This is a genomic window from Nocardia sp. FDAARGOS_372, assembly GCF_002554515.1.
In the GTDB taxonomy this organism is placed as follows: Bacteria; Actinomycetota; Actinomycetes; order Mycobacteriales; family Mycobacteriaceae; genus Nocardia; species Nocardia farcinica.
This window is the reverse complement of sequence record NZ_PDDW01000001.1, coordinates 5,922,416-5,941,467: the sequence shown is the minus strand read 5'-3', so window position 1 is coordinate 5,941,467 and position 19,052 is coordinate 5,922,416. Positions and strand designations below refer to the sequence as shown.

At 73.5% G+C, this 19,052-nt stretch carries 7 protein-coding genes; all 7 read right to left on the bottom strand.

Features of this window, described 5'->3' with window-relative positions:
- Positions 1-174: 174 nt before the first annotated feature.
- A complete protein-coding gene (locus tag CRM89_RS27585) occupies positions 175-984 on the bottom strand; it encodes an ABC transporter permease (RefSeq protein WP_011207638.1) in 810 nt (269 codons plus the stop codon).
- A complete protein-coding gene (locus CRM89_RS27580; protein ID WP_082668672.1) occupies positions 984-1,907 on the bottom strand; it encodes an antibiotic transporter in 924 nt (307 codons plus the stop codon). The genes CRM89_RS27585 and CRM89_RS27580 overlap by 1 nt, the downstream gene beginning before the upstream one ends.
- Positions 1,904-2,872, bottom strand: coding sequence for an ATP-binding cassette domain-containing protein (locus CRM89_RS27575; protein WP_098086644.1), 969 nt, complete (start codon positions 2,870-2,872; stop codon positions 1,904-1,906). Before CRM89_RS27575 ends, CRM89_RS27580 begins: the two co-directional genes overlap by 4 nt.
- On the bottom strand, positions 2,869-16,086 hold the full coding sequence (locus tag CRM89_RS27570; RefSeq protein ID WP_098086643.1) for a non-ribosomal peptide synthetase: 13,218 nt from the start codon (positions 16,084-16,086) through the stop codon (positions 2,869-2,871). Before CRM89_RS27570 ends, CRM89_RS27575 begins: the two co-directional genes overlap by 4 nt.
- A gap of 242 nt (positions 16,087-16,328) precedes the next feature.
- Positions 16,329-16,754 (bottom strand): AMP-binding protein, encoded by a 426-nt coding sequence (locus tag CRM89_RS27565; protein ID WP_011207634.1) that lies wholly within the window; start codon positions 16,752-16,754, stop codon positions 16,329-16,331.
- Positions 16,755-16,974: 220 nt separating this feature from the next.
- Positions 16,975-18,180 carry an NAD(P)/FAD-dependent oxidoreductase gene (locus CRM89_RS27560; protein ID WP_098086642.1) on the bottom strand — a complete coding sequence of 402 codons (1,206 nt, stop codon included), beginning with the start codon at positions 18,178-18,180 and terminating at the stop codon, positions 16,975-16,977.
- A gap of 187 nt (positions 18,181-18,367) precedes the next feature.
- Positions 18,368-19,021, bottom strand: coding sequence for a PadR family transcriptional regulator (locus CRM89_RS27555; RefSeq protein ID WP_041559898.1), 654 nt, complete (start codon positions 19,019-19,021; stop codon positions 18,368-18,370).
- Positions 19,022-19,052 lie beyond the last annotated feature (31 nt).

The following is a 19,052-nucleotide window of genomic DNA, read 5'->3' as shown; positions in this document are numbered from 1 at the left end:
GGACCCCGAGCATCCCCACTGCCACTGCGAGCACCACGACTGGCCCAGGAGGAGGCGCCCGCCGACGACGCGTCCCAGACGCCCACGCCCCGCCCTCCGATTCCAGCGCGGGTACCGCTGACCGGGGACGACGAGTACCGCCCCTGACCGCGTCCCGTCCGCCGGAGAACCCCGTCAGCTGCGGCTGGCCCGCCGGTAGCCGATGGCCGCCGGGACCGCGCACACCGCGATGATGCCCAGCGACCACAGCACCGTGCGGGTCAGCGGATCGGCGAGCGGCCCACCCAGTGACAGCGCCTTCATCGCGTCCACGGCGGCCGACATGGGCTGGTTGCGGACAACGGGCTGGATCCACTCCGGATAGGCGATCAGCGGAACGAACCCGGTGCTGAAGAACATGAGCAGGGAACTGAGGATGGCGACCCCCTCGACCAGCGCGGCCTTGGCCGTGTACACCGCCACGGCGGTGACCAGGGTGGCGAAGGCGAGGCCGAACAGGACCGGGACGGCCACGAAGGCCAGTGCGGCGGGCACCCCCTGGTGGAAGCGGAACCCGAGCAGATAGCCGACGCCCACGACGACGAGGGTGCCCAGCAGGATGCGGCAGCCCTCGGCGAGCACCCGCGCCACGAGCCCGGAGGCGCGGTGGACGGGCAGCACCCAGAAGCGGGCGAGCAGGCCGTCGTCGCGTTCGCGGCCGAGCATCACCCCGCCCGCGACGGCGCCGGACAGCGCGCCCACCACCGCCACCATCGGCACCGATCCGTAGAGGGCGTCGTCGCCGGCGAACTTCTGGATCTGCCCGCCCACGACGGTGTCGAGCATGAACAGCAGCAGGCACGGGATGATCAAGGTCTCCAGCAGCGCCACCGGGCTGCGCGACCAGCGCAGCAGCAGCCGCTGGGTCTGCACCGAGACGTTGGCGGCCAACGTGATCGGCGAGTTCTCCGGATACGTCGGCTTCGCGCGATGTGCCGCCCCCATCACGACCTCCTCGTGGCGAACCGAACGGCCAGGGGCAGTGCGAGCGCGAGGATGCCCGCCAGCCACAGCAGCGACGGCCCGAGCAGCGACCAGCTGACCACTCCGGCGTTGCCCGCGGTGTCTCCGGCCAGTGCCCGCAGCCCGATGGCGAACTGCGAGATCGGCTGGTTGCGCACGAACGGCTGCACCCACTGCGGGAACTGGGTGGCCGGTGCGAGCGCGGTGGAGAGCATGCCGAGGATGAGCGGCGGCAGCACCAGCGCCTGGGTGGTGGCCTCGGGGCTCTTCGACGCGGTGCCGATGACGTCCGCGCCGACGGTGAAGGCGATGCCGATCGCCAGTGCCAGCGCCAGGAACCCGAGCGTGTGCAGGGCGTCGAGCCGGAACCGGAACCCGATGACGTGCCCGCACACCAGCGCCGCGGTGAGGGCGATGACGAGCCGGAACACGTTGCCGGACATGCGCGCCCCGAACGGCACCAGCTTCCCGATCGGCATGGAGCCGAAGCGGCGGTCCAGTCCCGCGACGGCGTCGGTGGCCGAGCGGAAGGCCGCGCCGATCGCGGTGAACGCGGCGGCCTGCAGGATCACCAACGGCATCATGAACTGCGCGTAGCTGCTGAATCCGGTGCCCGCGAAGGTCATCACCGTTTTGAGCGGGATGTAGAAGCTGGCGGTGAAGGCGGCGGGCGCGAACACCGAGGTGAGCACCTCCCCGGTCTTGACCGAGGGCGTGATGAGCCGGGTGGTGAGCACCCACCACTGCCGCGCGCGCACCGGCCGCGCGCGCAGATCGGTGAGCCAGGCGCCCCGATGGGCGGGTGCCGCGGGCTCGGTCGCGACCGCCTCGATCACGGGCACCGCGCCGGCCCGGGAAGCGCTGCGTGCGGATGCCGCGCCGCCGCCGGGTGTCGGCCCGCTCATGCGGGCACCTCGCTCTCCGTCGCGGCGGGATGGCCGGTGAGGTGCAGGAAGACGTCGTCGAGGGAGGGTCGGCGCAGGGCGATGTCGACCAGCTCCAGCCCGGCGGCGTCCAGGCGGCGCAGGGCCTCGGCGAGCGTCTTGGCGCCGTCGGGGGCGGGGATGGCGAGGCGGTCGGCGTCCGGGCCGGGCGCCGGATGGCCCGGTGGCAGCAGCGGACCCAGGACGGCCGCGATGGCGGGCAGGTCTTCCAGTCGCAGCGGCACGACCTCGCAGTAGCTGCCGCCGGTGCGGGATTTGAGTTCGTCGGCGGTGCCCTCGGCGATGACGACGCCGTGGTCGATGACGATGATCCGGTCGCAGAGCGCGTCGGCTTCCTCCAGGTACTGGGTGGTGAGCAGGGTGGTGATGCCGTGCGCGCGGAATCCGCCGACCAGATCCCACACGCCCTGCCTGCTGCGCGGGTCGAGGCCGGTGGTCGGCTCGTCGAGGAACACCACGTCGGGCCGGACGACCAGTCCGCAGGCGATGTCGATGCGCCTGCGCATGCCGCCGGAGTAGGTGCCCACCCGGCGTCCGGCGGCGTCGGTGAGGTCGAATTCGACCAGCAGTTCCTCGGCACGGGCCCGGGCGGCTCGTTTGCGCAGTCCCATCAGCCTGCCGAACATGACCAGGTTCTCGTAGCCGCTGAGCATGTCGTCGAGCGCGGCGAACTGGCCGGTCAACATGATGCAGCGGCGCACGCCCGCCGGGTCGGCGACCACGTCGTGCCCGGCGACACTCGCCCGGCCCGCATCCGGGGTGACCAGGGTGGACAGGATGTTGACCGTCGTGGTCTTGCCCGCGCCGTTCGGGCCGAGGATGCCGAGCACCTCCCCCTGGTGCGCGACGAAGTCGACGCCGCGCAGCGCGCGCACGGCTCCGAAGGACTTCTCGACGCCGTCGACCACTACCGTGGTGTCGTTCACTGGGTGCCTCCAAGGTGCTGGTCGAGCAGCCGGGCGATCCGCGGCAGGACGTGCGGTGCGGTCAGCTCGTCGTGGGTGGCTTCGATGTCGTGACAGGTGAGGCGGCCGGTGATGTAGGGCCGCCAGCCGTCCGGTCCGAAGATCTCGGAACTGTCCACGGTGGCGTGGAAGTACACCGCGTCGCCGGGGAAGACCGGCCTGCGGTAGCCGGTGCGGGTGCGCGCGGAGGCGTTGTAGGACGCCGCCATCCGCTCCAGGGTGGCGGCATCGACCACGGCCGCGCCGCCCATCCGTGCCGCGATCAGCTCGGCCGCCTGCTCGGCGGTGGCCGCGGCGGGCACGTCCTCGATGCCGAAGACGGCGCCGAAGGTGTGCACGAAGGTGCCCGCGGTGAGCGGTTCCATGCTGTCGCCGTCGATGTCGGCGGTGTCGGCGTCCAGCAGCGCGAGCACACCGACCTCGGCGCCCTCCGCCGCCAGCTGCGCGGCCATCGCGTGCGCGATCAGGCCGCCGTAGGACCAGCCCAGCAGGTGGTAGGGCCCGTCCGGTTGCACGGCTCGGATCTCGCGCAGGTAGCGGCGGGCGAAGGCCTCGATGCTGCCGGGGGACGGCTCGCGACCGCTCAGATCGGGTGCTTGCAGGCCGTAGATCGGGCGGCCGGGCGCGAGCGCGTCGGCCAGGCCCAGATAGGTCCACGCCATGCCCGACGAGGGATGCACGCAGAACAGGGCGGGTGCGTCGCCGCCGAGCCGGATGGGCAACAGGACATCCAGGCCGAGACCGGCGACCGGGGTGACCGCGGCCTGTTCGGCCAGGTGCCGCTGTTCGGCTTCGGCGGTCTCCCGGCCGAGCGGGCTGTGCGCGAAGCGGGCCAGCGCGGTCAGCGCCGCGACCCACGATTCGGCCAGCTCGGCGACGTCGGCGAGGTCGAGCAGCGTCGCGGGGAACCCGAAGCTCGCCCGCAGCCGGTCGTCGATCACCACGGCGTTCACGTCCACCTCGGCCTGCAACGGCACGCCGGGGTGTTCGGTCGCGGGCAGCTCGCCGAGGTCGTCGGTGGGCAGCCAGCCCAGGCCCTCGAGGCCCGCGGGGATGTCGGCGGCGGCGTAGCGGCCCAGGTAGTTGAAGGCGATCCGGCCGGGCAGCCGTGGCGGAAGGTGCGGTGCGGTGTCGCTGTTCAGGTAGCGGAGCATGCCGAAGCCGAGTCCCTTGTCGGGGACGGCCCGCATCACGTGTGTCACCGCGCGCATCGCCGCGCCGAGTTCGGCGCCGCCCGCCAGCGCCGCGTCCACGTCGACCGCGACCGGTAGGCGCACCGGGTAGATGCTGGTGAACCAGCCGATCGTCCGGGACAGGTCCGCCCCGGGAATCACGTCCTCCTGCCGCCCGTGGCCTTCCAGGCGGACCAGTACGTCGGCGGTGTCGGTGCCGCGCCGCGCCCGCCAGGCCCGCACGGCCAGCGCGAGACCGGTGAGCAGCCCGTCCTCGGCGCCGCCGTGCACGAGCGCGGGGACGGCGGTCAGCAGGTCGGTGGTGAGCTCCGCCGGGAGTTCGACCTCCACCTGGGTGAGCGTGCGCGCCTGATCGATCGCCGGGTCGAGGTCGCGCGCGGCGAGGCCGGGGTCGGGACCGGCCACGACCTGCTGCCAGTAGGGCAGCTCGGCCCGGCGTCGCTCGCTGTGCGCTTCCTCGGCCAGGGCGTGCGCCCAGCGCCGCATCGACGTGCCGGTGTCGGCGAGCACCGGGGTGGCCCCGGTCGAGACCTGCGCCCACGCCGCCATGAGATCGGGCACCAGGATGCGCCAGGAGACGCCGTCGATCACCAGGTGGTGGGCGACCACGACCAGCCTGCCGGTGCGGGGTCGGGCCCCCGCCGTGCCGACCGGATCGAGCCAGAGGAACTGGAGCACCGGGCCGTCGGCGGGGTCGAGCCGGTTCAGCGCGGCGTCGAGTTCGGTGACGGCGAATTCGCGCAGGTCCACCGGATCGGCGTCGGCCGGGAACTCGATGCGGCGCACCAGCGCGGCCACGTCGACGGTGCCGGGCGCACCGGTCACGATCCGCCAGTCGCCGTCGACCCGGAGCAGCCGGGCCCGCAGCATGTCGTGCCGGTCGACGACCGCGGCCAGGGTGGTGTGGAGTTGCTCGGCGGTGATGCCGAGCGGCAGCTCGAGCACCGCGGTCTGCGCGAACCGGTCGAAGTCGCCGCCGCGCTCGATCATGTAGCGCACGATCGGGGTCGGCGGCAGCTCCCCCACCCCGCCACCGGGCAGCTCCTCGAGCACCACGGCCACGCCCGCGTCGTCGGCCGCGGCGGCCAGCGCCGCGACCGTGCGATGCTCGAACACCTGCAGCGGGGTCAGCGTGATGCCTTCCTGTTTGGCGCGGGAGACCAATTGGATGGCCACGATGCTGTCGCCGCCGAGGGCGAAGAACGAGTCGCGCGTGCCGACCCGGTCGCGGCCGAGCAGGTCGGCGACCAGGGCGGCCAGGGTCTGCTCGGTGGGCGTGGCCGGGGCGACGTACTCGGTGTCCGCGCCGCCGAACACCGGTGCGGGCAGCGCGGCCCGGTCCAGCTTGCCGACGGCGTTGCGCGGGATCGCGTCGAGCACCACGAACGCGGACGGCACCATGTATCCGGGCAGGGTTTCCGCGGCGTGGGCGCGCAGCCGGGTGAGATCGAGGTCGGCGCCCGGCTCGGGTACCACGTACGCGGCGAGGGCGGTACCGCCGCCGGGCCCCGCCACGCCGAGGGTGACCGCGAAGTCGACACCGGCGGCGCGGGTCAGCACCGCGTCGATCTCGCCGAGTTCGATGCGCTGACCGCGCACCTTGACCTGGAAGTCGGTGCGGCCCAGGTACTCCAGCTCGCCGTCGCGGGTCCAGCGCACCAGGTCGCCGGTGCGGTACATGCGCTCGCCCGCGCCGCCGTAGGGGTCGGCCACGAACCGCGTCGCGTTCAGGTCAGCCCGGCCGTGGTAGCCGCGCGCCAGGCCCGGTCCCGCCAGGTACAGCTCACCCGCCACCCCGGCGGGGACCGGGCGCAGCCGGGCATCGAGCACCACCGCGCGCGCCCCGGCCACGGGTCCGCCGATGGTGACCGGCGCGTCCGGCGTCAGCGGTGCCGAGGCGGTCGCCCAGATGGTGGTCTCGGTGGGGCCGTACAGGTTCAGCATGGTGCGCCCGCGCGCCCACCGCCGCACCACCTCGGCGCCGACGGCCTCCCCGGCGACGGCGAGCACGCGCACCGACGGCGTCGACTCCGGCTCCAGCGTCGACAGCGCCGAGGGGGTGATCACCATGTGCGTGACCTGCTCGGCGGCGATCAACTCGGCCAGCGCGGTCCCGCCGAACACGTCGGGCGGTGCGACGACACACGCCGCGCCGGTCCCGAAGGCCATGAGCGCCTCGAACACCGAGGCGTCGAAACTCGGGGACGCGACCTGCAATACCCGGGCCCGCTCGTCGAGCCGGAGCAGATCTCGTTGCGCTGCCTCCAGATCGGCGAGGCCGCGGTGGGTGACGGTGACGCCCTTGGGGATTCCGGTCGAACCGGAGGTGTAGATCATCCACGCGGGCCGGTCGGGATGGACGGTGCCGGGCAACGGTGTCGCACGACCGTCACCCGACGCCGGTGCCGGGGCGGTGGTGTCGAGGACGAGCCAGTGGGCCGAACCCGGCAGCCGGTCGCGGTGGGCCGCGACCGTGAGGCCGAGCAGCGCGCCGGAATCGGTGAGCATGTGCTCGATCCGGTCGCTCGGGTGCTTCGGGTCGACGGGCAGGAACGCCGCGCCCGCCTTGGCCGCCGCCCACATGCCGATCCAGAGGTCGGCGCCGCGGGGGAGGCCGAGGGCGACCACCGTCTCCGGTCCGGCACCCGCGGCCACGAGCAGGCGTGCCACGTCGGTGGCCCGCCGGTCGAGTTCGCGATAGGTCAGCACGGTCTCCCCCGCGATCAGCGCGATCCGGTCCGGGTGGGCGGCGGCGGTGCGAGCGAGCAGGCCGGGCAGTGTCGTGGTGGCCGCCGCCGCGCGCGGGTCGATGGCCGGCACCAGGCGGCTGCGTTCCTCGGGCAGCAGCAGGTCCAGGTCGCCCACCCGGACATCGGCGTTCCCGGCGATGGTCGCCAGCAGCGCGACCCAGCGCCGCGCCATCGCCTCGGCCGTGCCGGGATCGAACAGGTCGGTGGCGTAGGTCAGGACCGCGTCGATGCCGGCCTGGTCGGTGCCGTCGGTGTGTTCGCGCAGGTCCAGGGCCAGGTCGAACTGGGTGGCGTCGCGGTCGAGGTCTTCGACGGTGATGCGCAGGCCGGGCAGTTCGAGGACCGGCTCGGTGTAGTTCTGCAGCGACAGGGTCACCTGGAAGATCGGGTGGTGGGCGGTCGAGCGGGGCGGGTCCAGGTGCTGGACCAGCCGCTCGAAGGGCACATCGGCGTGGGCGAAGGCGGCCAGGTCGCGCTCGCGCACGGCGCCGAGCAACTCCCGGAACGAGCGGTCGGGATCGACCTCGGTGCGCAGCGCGAGCGTGTTGACGAACATCCCGACCATGCCGTCGAGCGCGGGCTCGCCGCGCCCGGCCACCGCGGTGCCGAGCACCACGTCGCGGGTGCTGCCGAGACGGGCCAGCAGCACCGCGAAGGCGGCGTGCACCACCATGAACAGGCTCACCCCGGTCGCGGCGGCGAGTGCGGCCAGTCGCCGGTGCAGGTCGGCGTCGACGGTGAAAGGCAGGTCCGTTCCGCGCAGCGAGGGCACGGCGGGTCGCGGCCGGTCGGCGGCGAGTTCGATCGATTCCGGTGCGCCGAGCAGGGTTTCGCGCCAGAACGCGGTCTGGGCGGCGGTGCGCGAGGTGGGATCGTCCTCGTCGCCGAGCAGTTCGCGGTGCCACAGCGCGTAGTCGGCGTATTGGACCGGCAGCGGCGGCAGTTCGGCGGTGCCGCCCGCGGTCTCGGTGGCGTAGGCGGTCATCAGGTCCGCGGCCAGCGGCGCCATGGACGCGCCGTCGGCGCTGATGTGGTGCACCACCAGCGCGATCACGTGCTCGGGCGCGGCCCCCGCGTCCACGGGCAGCCGGAACAGCCCGACCCGCAGCGGCGGATCGGTGGTGAGATCGAAACCGGCGCAGGCGAGTTCGGCGATCGCGGCGCGCAGCGCGGCACCGTCGTCGATCGGCTGGACGGCCGGCTCGGGGGCAGCGACCTCGACGCCGACCACCACCTGCCGCGGCCCCTCGGCATCGGCCGGATACACCGTGCGCAGGCTCTCGTGGCGGCGCACCACCGCGGCCAGCGCACGGCGCATCGCGGCGGTGTCGAGGACGCCGGTCAGCCGCAGGGCGACCGCGATGTTGTAGGCCGGGGAGTCGGGTTCGAGCCGGTTGAGCACCCACATGCGTTGCTGTGCGGGCGACAGCGGCACCCGGTCCGGCCGCAGGCGCGGCGCGAGCACCGGCAGCCCGCTCGGTCCGTCGACGGCGGGCACCACCCGCGCGGCCAGTTGCGCGGCGGTGGGCGCGTCGAACAGGTCGCGCAGCGCGACGGTCGCATTCAGCGCGGCATTGACCCGCGCGACCACTTTGGTGGCGCTGAGCGAGTTGCCGCCCAGCTCGAAGAAGGAGTGGTCCACGCTGACCCGCTCGGTGCCGAGCACCTCGGCGAACACCTCGGCGACGGCCCGCTCCACCGCTGTGCGCGGAGCCAGGTACGGCCGCTGCGACACCGTGAAATCGGGCACCGGCAGGGCCTTGCGGTCCAGCTTGCCGACCGGGGTCAGCGGCACCTCGTCGAGCACCACCAGGTGGGCGGGCACCATGTAGCCCGGCAGCACGCCCGCCACCCGCGACCGCAGCCGCTCGGCGTCCAGCTCGCCCGGGGTGCGACCGGGGACGGGCACCACATACGACACCAGCACCGGTTCGCCGGCCGGGCCGGGAAGGCCGATGGTGGCGGCGTAGTCGACGGCGTCGTCGGCGGCCAGCACCGCGTCGATCTCGCCCAGCTCGATGCGCAGGCCGCGGATCTTGACCTGGAAGTCGCTGCGCCCCAGGTATTCCAGTTCGCGCACCGCACGGCCGTCGCGCGACACCTCGATCCAGCGCACCATGTCTCCGGTCCGGTACATGCGTTCGCCGGGCGCGCCCCAGGGGTTGGCGACGAAACGGGCGGCGGTCATCGCGAATCGGTTGAAGTAGCCGCGCGCGATGGCCGGGCCCGCCAGGTACAGCTCACCCTCCACGCCCATCGGCACCGGCCGCAGCCAGGTGTCCAGTACCAGCACCGCGGCGCCGCGGATCGGCCCGCCCACGGTCACCGGCTCGCCCGGCCGCAGTTCGCCGGGCCCGGTGGCCCAGATGCTGAACTCGGTGGGGCCGTAGAGGTTCAGCATGCGCCGCCCGACCGCCCACTGCGCGGTCAGCTCCGGGCCGGACGCCTCGCCCGCGACCGCGAGCACCCTCAGGTCGGGCAGCTCGCGCGGGTCCATGGTGGCCAGCACCGAGGGGGTGATGACGGCGTGGCTGACCCGTCGGTCGCGCAGCAGCCGTTCCAGTTCCGGCCCGCCGTAGACCTCCGGCGGCGAGAGCACCAGGTGCCCGCCGACGGCGTGCGCGGTCAGCAGCTCGAACACCGAGGCGTCGAAGCTCGGTGAGGCGACCTGCAGGGCGCGCGCCGACGGCTCGAGATCGAGCGACTCGTGTTGGGCCGCCACCAGATCCGCGATCCCGCGATGGCTGAGCAGCACGGCCTTGGGCTTGCCGGTGGAACCGGAGGTGTAGATGAGGTAGGCCGTCTGGTCCAGCCGGATCGCTCCACCGCGTTCGGCGTCGGTGATCGGATCGTCGGGTACCGTCATCGCCCGCCGGATGGTGGCGAGGTCGTCGAGCAGCAGCCAGTCGATGGTGCCGGGCAGGGTTTCGCCGGTGGCGCTGACGGTCACGCCGATGGGCGCCTTGGAATCGGTGAGGATGTGCTCGATGCGTTCCACCGGATAGTTCGGGTCCAGCGGCGCGAAGGCCGCGCCGGTCTTGGCCAGCGCCCACACCGCCACCACCGACTCCACCGAGCGGGTGAGGGCGAGCACCACGAACACCTCGGCGCCCACCCCGCGGCGCAGCAGCACCCGGGCGAAGCGGTTGGACCAGGCGTCCAGCTCGCGATAGGTCATGCTGTCGGTCCCGGCGCTCACCGCGACGGCATCGGGGTCGAGCGCCGCGGCGGCGGTGAGGACCTCCGGCAGCGTGCGCGCGGGCACCGAGGCGGGCCCGCGCACCGGTGCCAGCGCGGCCAGCTCGGCGGGGTCGCAGTGCTGCACGGCCGCCACGCGCCGGTGCGGGTCGGCGGCGATCTGTTCGAGCAGCGCCACGAACCGGTCCAGCAGCCGGGCGGCCGCGGGCTCGGGCAGGTGGTCGGCCATGAACTTGATCGTCAGCCGCAGCCGGTCGCCGGGTTCGCCGGGCGCCGCGTGCAACGGAATGACCATGAGGTTCAACGGGTACGGCGTGGCGTCGGTGCCCGCGACGTCGAGCACCCGCATGCCGGCGATGTCCAGCGACTGCGACAGCGCCTCGCGGTCGACCGGATACGACTCGAACACGGTGAGGGTGTCGAACAGCTCGGGCAGGCCGACCGCCTCGTGGATGGCGGCCAGGCCCACGTGCTGGTGATCGAGCAGGGCCGCCTGCTCGGCCTGCACCCGCGCCAGCAGTTCGCCGACCGTCTCGGCCGGGTCGAGGCGCACCCGCACCGGGAGGGTGTTGATGAACAGCCCCACCATCTCCTCCACCCCGGGCAGCTGCGGCGGCCTGCCCGAGACGGTGCCGCCGAACACCACGTCGGTGCGGCCGGTGAGCATGGTCAGCAGCAGCGCCCAGGCGGCCTGCACCGCGACGTTGACCGTCGCGCCCGCCGCGCGGGTGGTCGCCTCGAGCCTGGCCACCGCGGTCGCGGGCAGATCCACCGAGACCATGCCGGATTCGGTGGAGCGGATCCCGGCCAGGGTGGGCACCGCCCGGGTGGGTGCGTCGACGCCGGTCAGCGCCCGCCGCCAGGCGGTCAGCGAGTCGTCGCCGTCGGCGGGACGCTGCTCGGCCAGCCAGGCGAGGAATTCCCGGTAGGAGGGGGCGGGCGGCAGCACGTCGGCCACCGGCGCGCCGAGCCCCGCCGCGATGTAGACCGTCAACAGCTCCCGCACCAGCAGCGGCGTGGACCAGCCGTCGAGCACCAGGTGATGGTTGGTCATCAGCAGGGTGTAGGTGTCGGCGTCGGTGCGGACCAGCTGGAACCGGATCAGCGGCGGACGGGCCAGGTCGAAGCGGGTGCCCGCGTCCACGGCCAGCACCCGGTCCAGTTCACGGGCCCGCTCCCGCGGCGGCAGGTGGGTGAGGTCGGTGTCGCGCCAGCTGACCTCGGCGTCGGCCAGCACGAGTTGCCGTGGGCCGTCCGGTGTTTCGACGAATGCCACGCGCAGGTTCTCGTGCCGGTCGACGAGCACCTGGGCGGCCGCGCGCAGCCGGGCGCCGTCGACCCGGCCCGCGAGGGTGAGCCTGGTCTGCACGGTGTAGCCGTCGGCGGTGTCGGTGTCGTACCAGGCGTGGAAGAGCAGGCCGTACTGCAACGGCGACAGCGGCCACACCTGCGCCAGGTTCGGGTATTCGCGCTCCCACCGCACGAGTTGTTCCTGGGTGACGGTGGTGAGCGGGAAGTCGGAGGGGGTGTGTCCACCGGCGCCGGGGCGCTCGGCGTGGGCGGCGAGCGCGGCCAGTGCGTCGGCCCAGTGCCGCGCGAGTTCGTCGACCTCGGCGGCGTCGAGGATGCCGCTCGCGTAGGTCCAGGTGATCTCCATTCCGGCCGTGCCGAGGATCGCGTTGATGTCGACGACGGCGGGCAGCGGGGCGCGCTCGTCGGTGGTGCCGGCGAATCGCCTCGGCAGCCAGTGGCTCCCGTCGGAGTCCGCGGTGGCGCGGCCGAGGTAGTTGACGCTGATCTGCGGGGTCGGTCCGGCCGCGAGCACGGGCGCGGTCGCCGGATTCAGGTAGCGCAGCATTCCGTAGCCGACGCCCTTGTCCGGGATCGCCCGCACCTGTTCCTTGACCGCCTTGATCGCCGCGCCCGCGGCGGGCCCACTCGCGAACGCGTCCGCGAGGTCGATGCCGGTCAGGTCGAGCGCGATCGGGTAGACGCTGGTGAACCAGCCGACGGTGCGCGCGAGATCGGCGCCGGGCAGCACGGATTCCTCGCGACCGTGTCCCTCCATCGTGAACAACGTCCTGGTCCGGCCCCGCCAGCGCGCGACCGCCATCGCCAGCGCGGCCAGCAGCACGTCGTCGGCGCCGCAGTGGAACAGCTCGGGCAGCACGTCCACGGCAGTGGTCGCGATCGCGCCCGGCACCGTCGTGCGCCGCTCGCCGGCGGTCGCGACCACGTCGACGGCCGGATCGGCGGCGCGCCTGCCCAGCGGCGGATCGGGGACCGCGGCGATCGCCTGCCACACCGGCAGCTCGCCGACGCGGGCCTCGGCCTGCTCGACGGTGGCGTGCGCCCAGCGCCGGAACGAGGTGCCGACGGGCTCGAGTTCCCCACCGGCCCAGGCGGTCACCAGGTCCGGCACCAGGATGCGCCACGACACCCCGTCGACGACCAGATGGTGCAGCACCAGCCACAGCAGCGGCGTGCCCGCCGGGGCGGCCGGGCGCAGCAGTACGAACCGGGCGAGCGGCCCGGCGACCGGGTCCAGCCGATCCGCCGCCGCCTGCAACGCGGCCTCGACCACCTGCTCCGGAACCTCGGGTTCGGCGACCTCGATCACCTCGACCAGCGCGGCGGCGTCGACAGCGCCGGGCGCGGCGACCGTCCACGCCCACCCGTCGCCCTCGTGCAGGGTGGACCGCAGGATGTCGTGCCGGTCGACCAGCGCCTGCACGGCGTTCGTGAGCTGCACGGCGTCGGCGTCGGACGGCACGGCGAGCAGCGCGGCCTGGCCGTAGCGGTGCCACGTCGGTCCCTGCGCGAGCATCGCCGCCACGATCGGGGTGATCGGGATCGGCCCCACGCCGCCACCGGGCAGTTCGGTGACCGCGGTGTCGGCGGCGTCGGCGGCCACGGCGGCCAGCGCGGCCACCGTCTTGCGCTCGAAGACGTCGCGGGCGCTGAACCGCAGGCCCGCCGCCCGCGCCCGCGAGACCAACTGGATGGAGACGATGCTGTCGCCGCCGAGGGCGAAGAAGTTCTCGTCCACGCCGACCGCGTCCAGACCCAACACCTCGGCGAACAATCCCGCCAGCGTCTCCTCCCGCGGCGTGCTCGGCGCCCGATGCACGCCCGGCCGGGCGCCGAAATCCGGGGCGGGCAGCGCCCGGCGGTCCACCTTGCCGACCGGGGTGAGCGGGACGGCGTCGAGCACCATGATCACGCTCGGCACCATGTACCCCGGAAGTGTCTCGCCCACCGCGGCTTTCAGCGCCTCCGGTTGCACCTCGCAGCCGGGGGTGGCGACCACGTACGACACCAGCGCGGTCGCGCCCGCGGGCGTGGTCGCCCCGATCGTCAGCGCGAACTCGACCTCGGGCCGGTGTTCCAGCGCGGCGTCGATCTCGCCGAGTTCGATGCGGTAGCCGCGCACCTTGACCTGGAAATCGGTGCGGCCCGCGTAATCCAGCTCCAGCCGCTCGCCCGCGCGCCGCCACCGCACCAGGTCACCGGTGCGGTACATGCGCTCGCCGGGCGCGTAGGGGTTCGCCACGAACCGGCTCGCCGTCAGGCCGTTGCGCCGGTGGTAGCCGCGCGCGAGACCCGGTCCGCCCAGGTACAACTCGCCGGTGACGCCGGGCGGCACCGGCTGCAGCCAGGGGTCGAGCACCAGCGCCGTCATCCCGGTGGCCGGGCTGCCGATCGTCACCGGCCCGTCCGGGGACAGCGGTGCGCTGAGCGTCGCGGTGACCGTGGTCTCGGTGGGCCCGTACCCGTTGAGCAGCCGCCGCCCCGCCCAGCGCGCCACCAGCTCCGGTGGGCAGGCGTCACCACCGACCACCACCGTCCGCACCGCGGGCAGGCTCGCCGGGTCGAGCGAACCGACCACCGCCGGAGTCACATTCAGGCAGGTCACCTCGTGCGCCCGCAGCACCTCGGCCAGTTCCTCGCCCGCGTAGGCGTGCGGCGGCACCACGGCCAGGGTGGCCCCGGCCGCGAAGGTCACCAGCAACTCCTCCACGGAGATGTCGAACGACGGCGAGACCGCGTGCGCCACCACGGCCTCGGCGGTGACGCCGAACGCGGCGCCCGAGCCCGCGGCCAGGTTCGCCAGCCCCCGGTGCGGGACCACGACCGCCTTCGGCAGCCCGGTCGAGCCGGAGGTGTAGATCAGGTAGGCGGGCTGGTCGGGGTGCGCGGGCGCGCGGCGGTCGGCCGCGGTGACGGTGGCCGGATCCTGATCGGCGACGATCGCCGCCGTGGCCGGGTCGTCGAGCGCCAGCCAGGTGAGGTGACTGGGCAGGGCGGGCCGGGCCGCCGCGACGGTCACCCCGGCCTGCACGCCGCTGTCACCGACCATGTGCTCGATCCGGTCGGCGGGCAGGCCCGGATCGATCGGCACGAACGCGGCGCCGGTCAACGCCACCGCCCAGGTGGCGAGCACGGATTCCATCGAGCGTGGAATCGCCACGGCCACCGCGGTTTCCGGGCCGGCACCTTGCGCGATGAGTAGTCGCGCCACCCGCGAGGCGTAGGCCAGGACTTCCCGATAGGTCAGCGCCCGGTCCCCCGCCCGCACCGCGATCGCGTCCAGATCGCGGGTCGCGCCCGCGATCAGCAGGTCCGGCAGCGTGCGCGGCGGCAGGCCCGCCGGGCCGCGCGCGGGCAGCAGCTCGGCGCGCTCGGCCGGGTTCAGCACCGGCACGTCCCGCAGCGGCGCGGCGGTCCCGGCGGCGAGGAAGCCGTGCAGGAAGTCCAGGAATCGGCTGTGGTGCCCGGCCAGCTCGTCGGGGGCGTAGAGGTTCGGGTTGGCCTGGAAGTCCAGGTGCGTGGTTTCCCCGCCGACACCGGGATACAGGTTGAGGAACAGGTCCTCGATCAACCCGGAGGTCAGCACGTGGGTGCGTGCGACCACCTCGCCGAGGGTGATCCTGGTGTCGATCATCATCAGGTTCACCGTGGGACCGAACGAGGCGGCCTCGTCCACCGCCCAGCCCAGGTCGCGCACGATGTCCTCCTGGCGGTAGCGCTGCCTGCGCAGCGCCGAGGTCAGCTCGCCCTGCGCGGCCCGGATCAGCGCGCCGACCGTGATCGCGGGGTCCACCCGCAACCGCAACGGCACCACGTTGGCGACCATGCCGCCGGAGCGGCGCAGCGCGGCGGTGGTGCGTCCGGACACCGGCAGACTCAACGTCACCTCGGCCGCGGAGGTCGCCGCGGCCAGATACGCGGCGAACGCGGCGACCACGATCGGGGCCACCCCGGAGGACTCCGCTCGCGCCACGGCGTCGATGAGTTCGGCGGTGGCCGAAGGGAGTTCGCCCGCGGCGACGATCGGATGCGCGTCCACCGGTGCGGTGCGCCCGGCCAGCCCCACCGGCTCGGCCATCCCGGCCAGGTGCTCGCGCCAGTGCGCGCCGTCGGCCTCGAACCGGGCCGAATCCCGGTACGCCGCATCGGCTGCCACGATCGCGCGCAGGTCCTCGGCGGTGCTCGGCGGAGGCTGTGTGCCGGTGCGCGCCGCGGTGTACAGCTCGGCGATGCGCCGCACCATCGTCACCGCGCCGAAACCGTCCAGCACGATGTGGTGGATGCGCTGGTACCAGTACCAGTGCTCGTCCCCGAGGCGCAGCATCGCGAACGCGCCGAGGCGATCGCTGAGCAGATCCAGCGGCGCGCTGTACTCCGCGCGCATCCACTCCTGTGCCGCCGCGACCGGATCCGCCGCGTCGCGCAGATCGATCACCGGCAGGTCGTGCTCGATCCCGGTGTCCACCACCTGATAGGGCAGGCCGTCGACCTCGATCAACCGCAGGTAGCCGGTGCCGAACTCGCGGCCCGCCTGCCGCGACACCGCGGCGAGCAGCTCGACGTCGACCGGCCCCGTGAGCTCCACGTACTGCGCGATGGAGATCGGGGTGTCCCCGGCGAAGTGCTGGGCGAACCAGATACCGCGCTGCGCGGCCGAGAGGGGGAAGGCGTCGGCGGGCAGCTGCTCGCGCGCGGCGACCGGGGAAACGGAACGCTGAGGCATGGGAAGTGTCCTGCGTGCTCGAGAGTGGGCGTGCTCAGGAGGGGAATCGACACAGACAGGGGTGGACGGCGCGTCCGCGTGGTGGACGCGCTCAGCCGCCGGCGGGCCGGGCTCGCGACGAGATTTCCGGCGGGTCGATCGACCAGCGTGCGCGTGGAGGTACTTCCGCTGGAAGTTTAGCGCCGGTGCAGGTCGCGACTGCTCGGATTGCGGATGTCGGGGGCGCGCGCCGCCCGGCCCCGTCAGGAGGCCGGGCGGAGCCCGCGCAGCTCGGCGTCGGTGAGCGGCGCGTCCGAACCGGTCAGGTATCGCAGCAGGGTGGACCGGTCGTCGAGCACCAGCCAGGCGATGCCGTCACCGAGGCCGCCGCGCGCGTCCTCGGTGGTGATGCCGAAGGCGGGTGCGGGCACCTCGGTACCCGCGGGCACGGCGGTGGCGCCGGTCTTGGCGATCGCGGTGCGGCTGACGATGTCCTCGATCAGCGGCTCGACGGCGACGGCGACGACCACGCCCGGCCCGGCACCCATCCCCAGCAGCACCCGCGCGAGCCGGTTGGACCAGCTGTCGAGCTCGCGATGGGTGAGCGTGCCCTCGGGGGTGGACACCGCGACGGCGGCGTCGGACCGGGAGACGGGGCGGATGAGCAGGGTGTCGGCCGTGGTCTGCATGAGGGGCTCCTGACGAGTCGACGGGTGGATCGGAGGGGTGTCTCCACTCTCTCGCCGACTCGCCCGCCGCGACAGGAACCCCAGTGCTGTCCCACCCGCCTCCGAGGGTGCGCGTTTTCCCACCCTCGGTGGGGGTCGAGGCGTCAGGGTCTGCCCGATTCCGCCCGAGCGGGGCGGCCTCCGCGGCCACGCTCCGCTACCACTCCGGCCGCTGACCCGCTCAGGCGGGGATTGGTTCGCCCGGCACGGGTGCGTCCCATTCGATGCGGTAGCTCCGCTCGCCGGCCACCTTCTCGTCCGGCTTCATGACCGTCCGGACCAGCAGCGGCATCAGCAGGTTCATCATCGCGCGGCCCACCGGACCGGGCGCCTTGCTGCGGTTGATCCGCGCGGCGCGGGCGGCGATGCCCTCCACCCTGGTGCGCCGCAACCGTTCGTAGGCGGCGAAGGCCGCGCCCGGATCGGGCAGGTCACGCAGGCAACGGGCCAGCTGCACCGCGCTCTCCACGGCCAGTGAGGCGCCCTGCCCGGAGCTGTTGGACGGCGCGTGCACCGCGTCGCCGACCAGCACCATGCGGTCGCGATACCAGCGCGGCACCGGCGGCATGATGTGCAGGCCGCCGACGACCTCGAGCTGGTCCGGGCGGGTGCGCCGCGCCAGTTCGCCACCGGGGGTGTCGGCGCCGTAGGTCTCGCGCAGGATCGCCAGCCAGCGCTCGGCCGGCACCGCCCGCGCCTCGGTGAGCGACAGGTACTGCTTGTGCGGCAGATTGGCGCCCCAACCGACCCGGCCGTCGCCGTCGGACCAGTACAGGTAGTAGGCGCGTTTGCCGTAGGCGAAGACCATGGCGTCGGCCGGAGTGTCGATCTCGCACTCGATGGTCGCTCCGAAGCCGAGCAGGCCGGTGTACTCCGGGCCGGGCGCGTCCGGGTCGATGATCCCGCGGACCGTGGATCGGACGCCGTCGGCACCGATGAGCACGTCGGCGGTGGCGGTGCTGCCGTCGGCGAAGCGCGCGGTCACGCCCGTCGCGTCGGACTCGGCGCCGACCAGCCGTTTGCCGTAGTGGAACGGCACGCCCGCGGCGACGGCGTGCTCGTGCAGCACCCGATGCAGTTCGGCGCGATCGACCACCTGCAGCGGCGGTTCGTCGGCGACCGTCGGCAGCCGGTGGTGCCTGCCGCCGACCGACAGGATCATGCCGGTGACCGGCGTGGCGATGGCGCGTACGCGATCTCCGGCGCCGAGCAGGTCGAGTGCGGCCACACCGTTGGGCGCGAGCGCGAGCCCGCTGCCGATGCCGTCGGACGGACCGGGGTAGGCCTCGTGAACCTGCGCCTCGATACCGGCCTCGAGCAGGGCGGTGGCGACGACCGGTCCGGCGATGCCGCCGCCGACGACGAGCGCGGAACGAATTGCGGACATGGATGTACCTCCAGGGGTGGGTTCGGCGAATCACCGCGCCCGCCACACCCCCGGCTATCCTGTGGTTGCCGACCTCGTGGCCGGGTGCGTGCACGTGCGCGGTGCGAGAAGGTCACCGGTCCCGGCGGCGGTGTTGCCGCACCGCCGCCGGGCCGGGTTTCATTGCGGCGGTATCACCGCCGCGGTCTCACGACGAGGACTGGTGCATCCCCCTTTCCACCGCCGCCACGGCGGTACCGGGGGTGAAGCCCCCGGCGTGGATGTTGCGCCACATCTCCAGGTCGGGGAAGGTGCCGTCGAGCAGTTCGGCGCGCCAGCCACGCGTCCAGGCCACCTCCGCCTCCAGCATGGCCAGCCCGTATTCGGTCTCGATGAGGAACAGCCGCGGCAGCGTCCCGGCGAGTGCGTCGAGTTCGGCGCGCACCCCGGCGATGATCGTCTCCAGCGCGGTGATGCGGGCGTCGAGCAATTCGGCCACCTCGTCCGGTGGCAGCAGCGCGGTCACCGAGAGTCCCGCTGTGTAGGCGCTGCGCTCGGCGCGCGGCTCGGCCAGCAGTTCCTTTGTCCAGTCGGTCATTTCGGCCTGCCCGGCCGGGGTGATCCGGTAGATCACCCGCTCCGGCCGCCCGCCCTGACGCTCGCTGCCGACCTCCTCGAGGAATCCGGCCTTCACCATGTTGCGCACGACGGTGTAGAGCGAGCCCCACTTGATGTCCATGTCGCGGTCCTTGCCGCGCTCGCGCAACTTCGAGGCGATCTCGTATCGGTGCATGGGCCGCTCGGCGATCACCGACAGGATCGCCAGCGCCAGCAGATTGTCGACCTTGCGCTTGGCGGGCATCACACCTCCTACTCGCAGACGAATATACGTC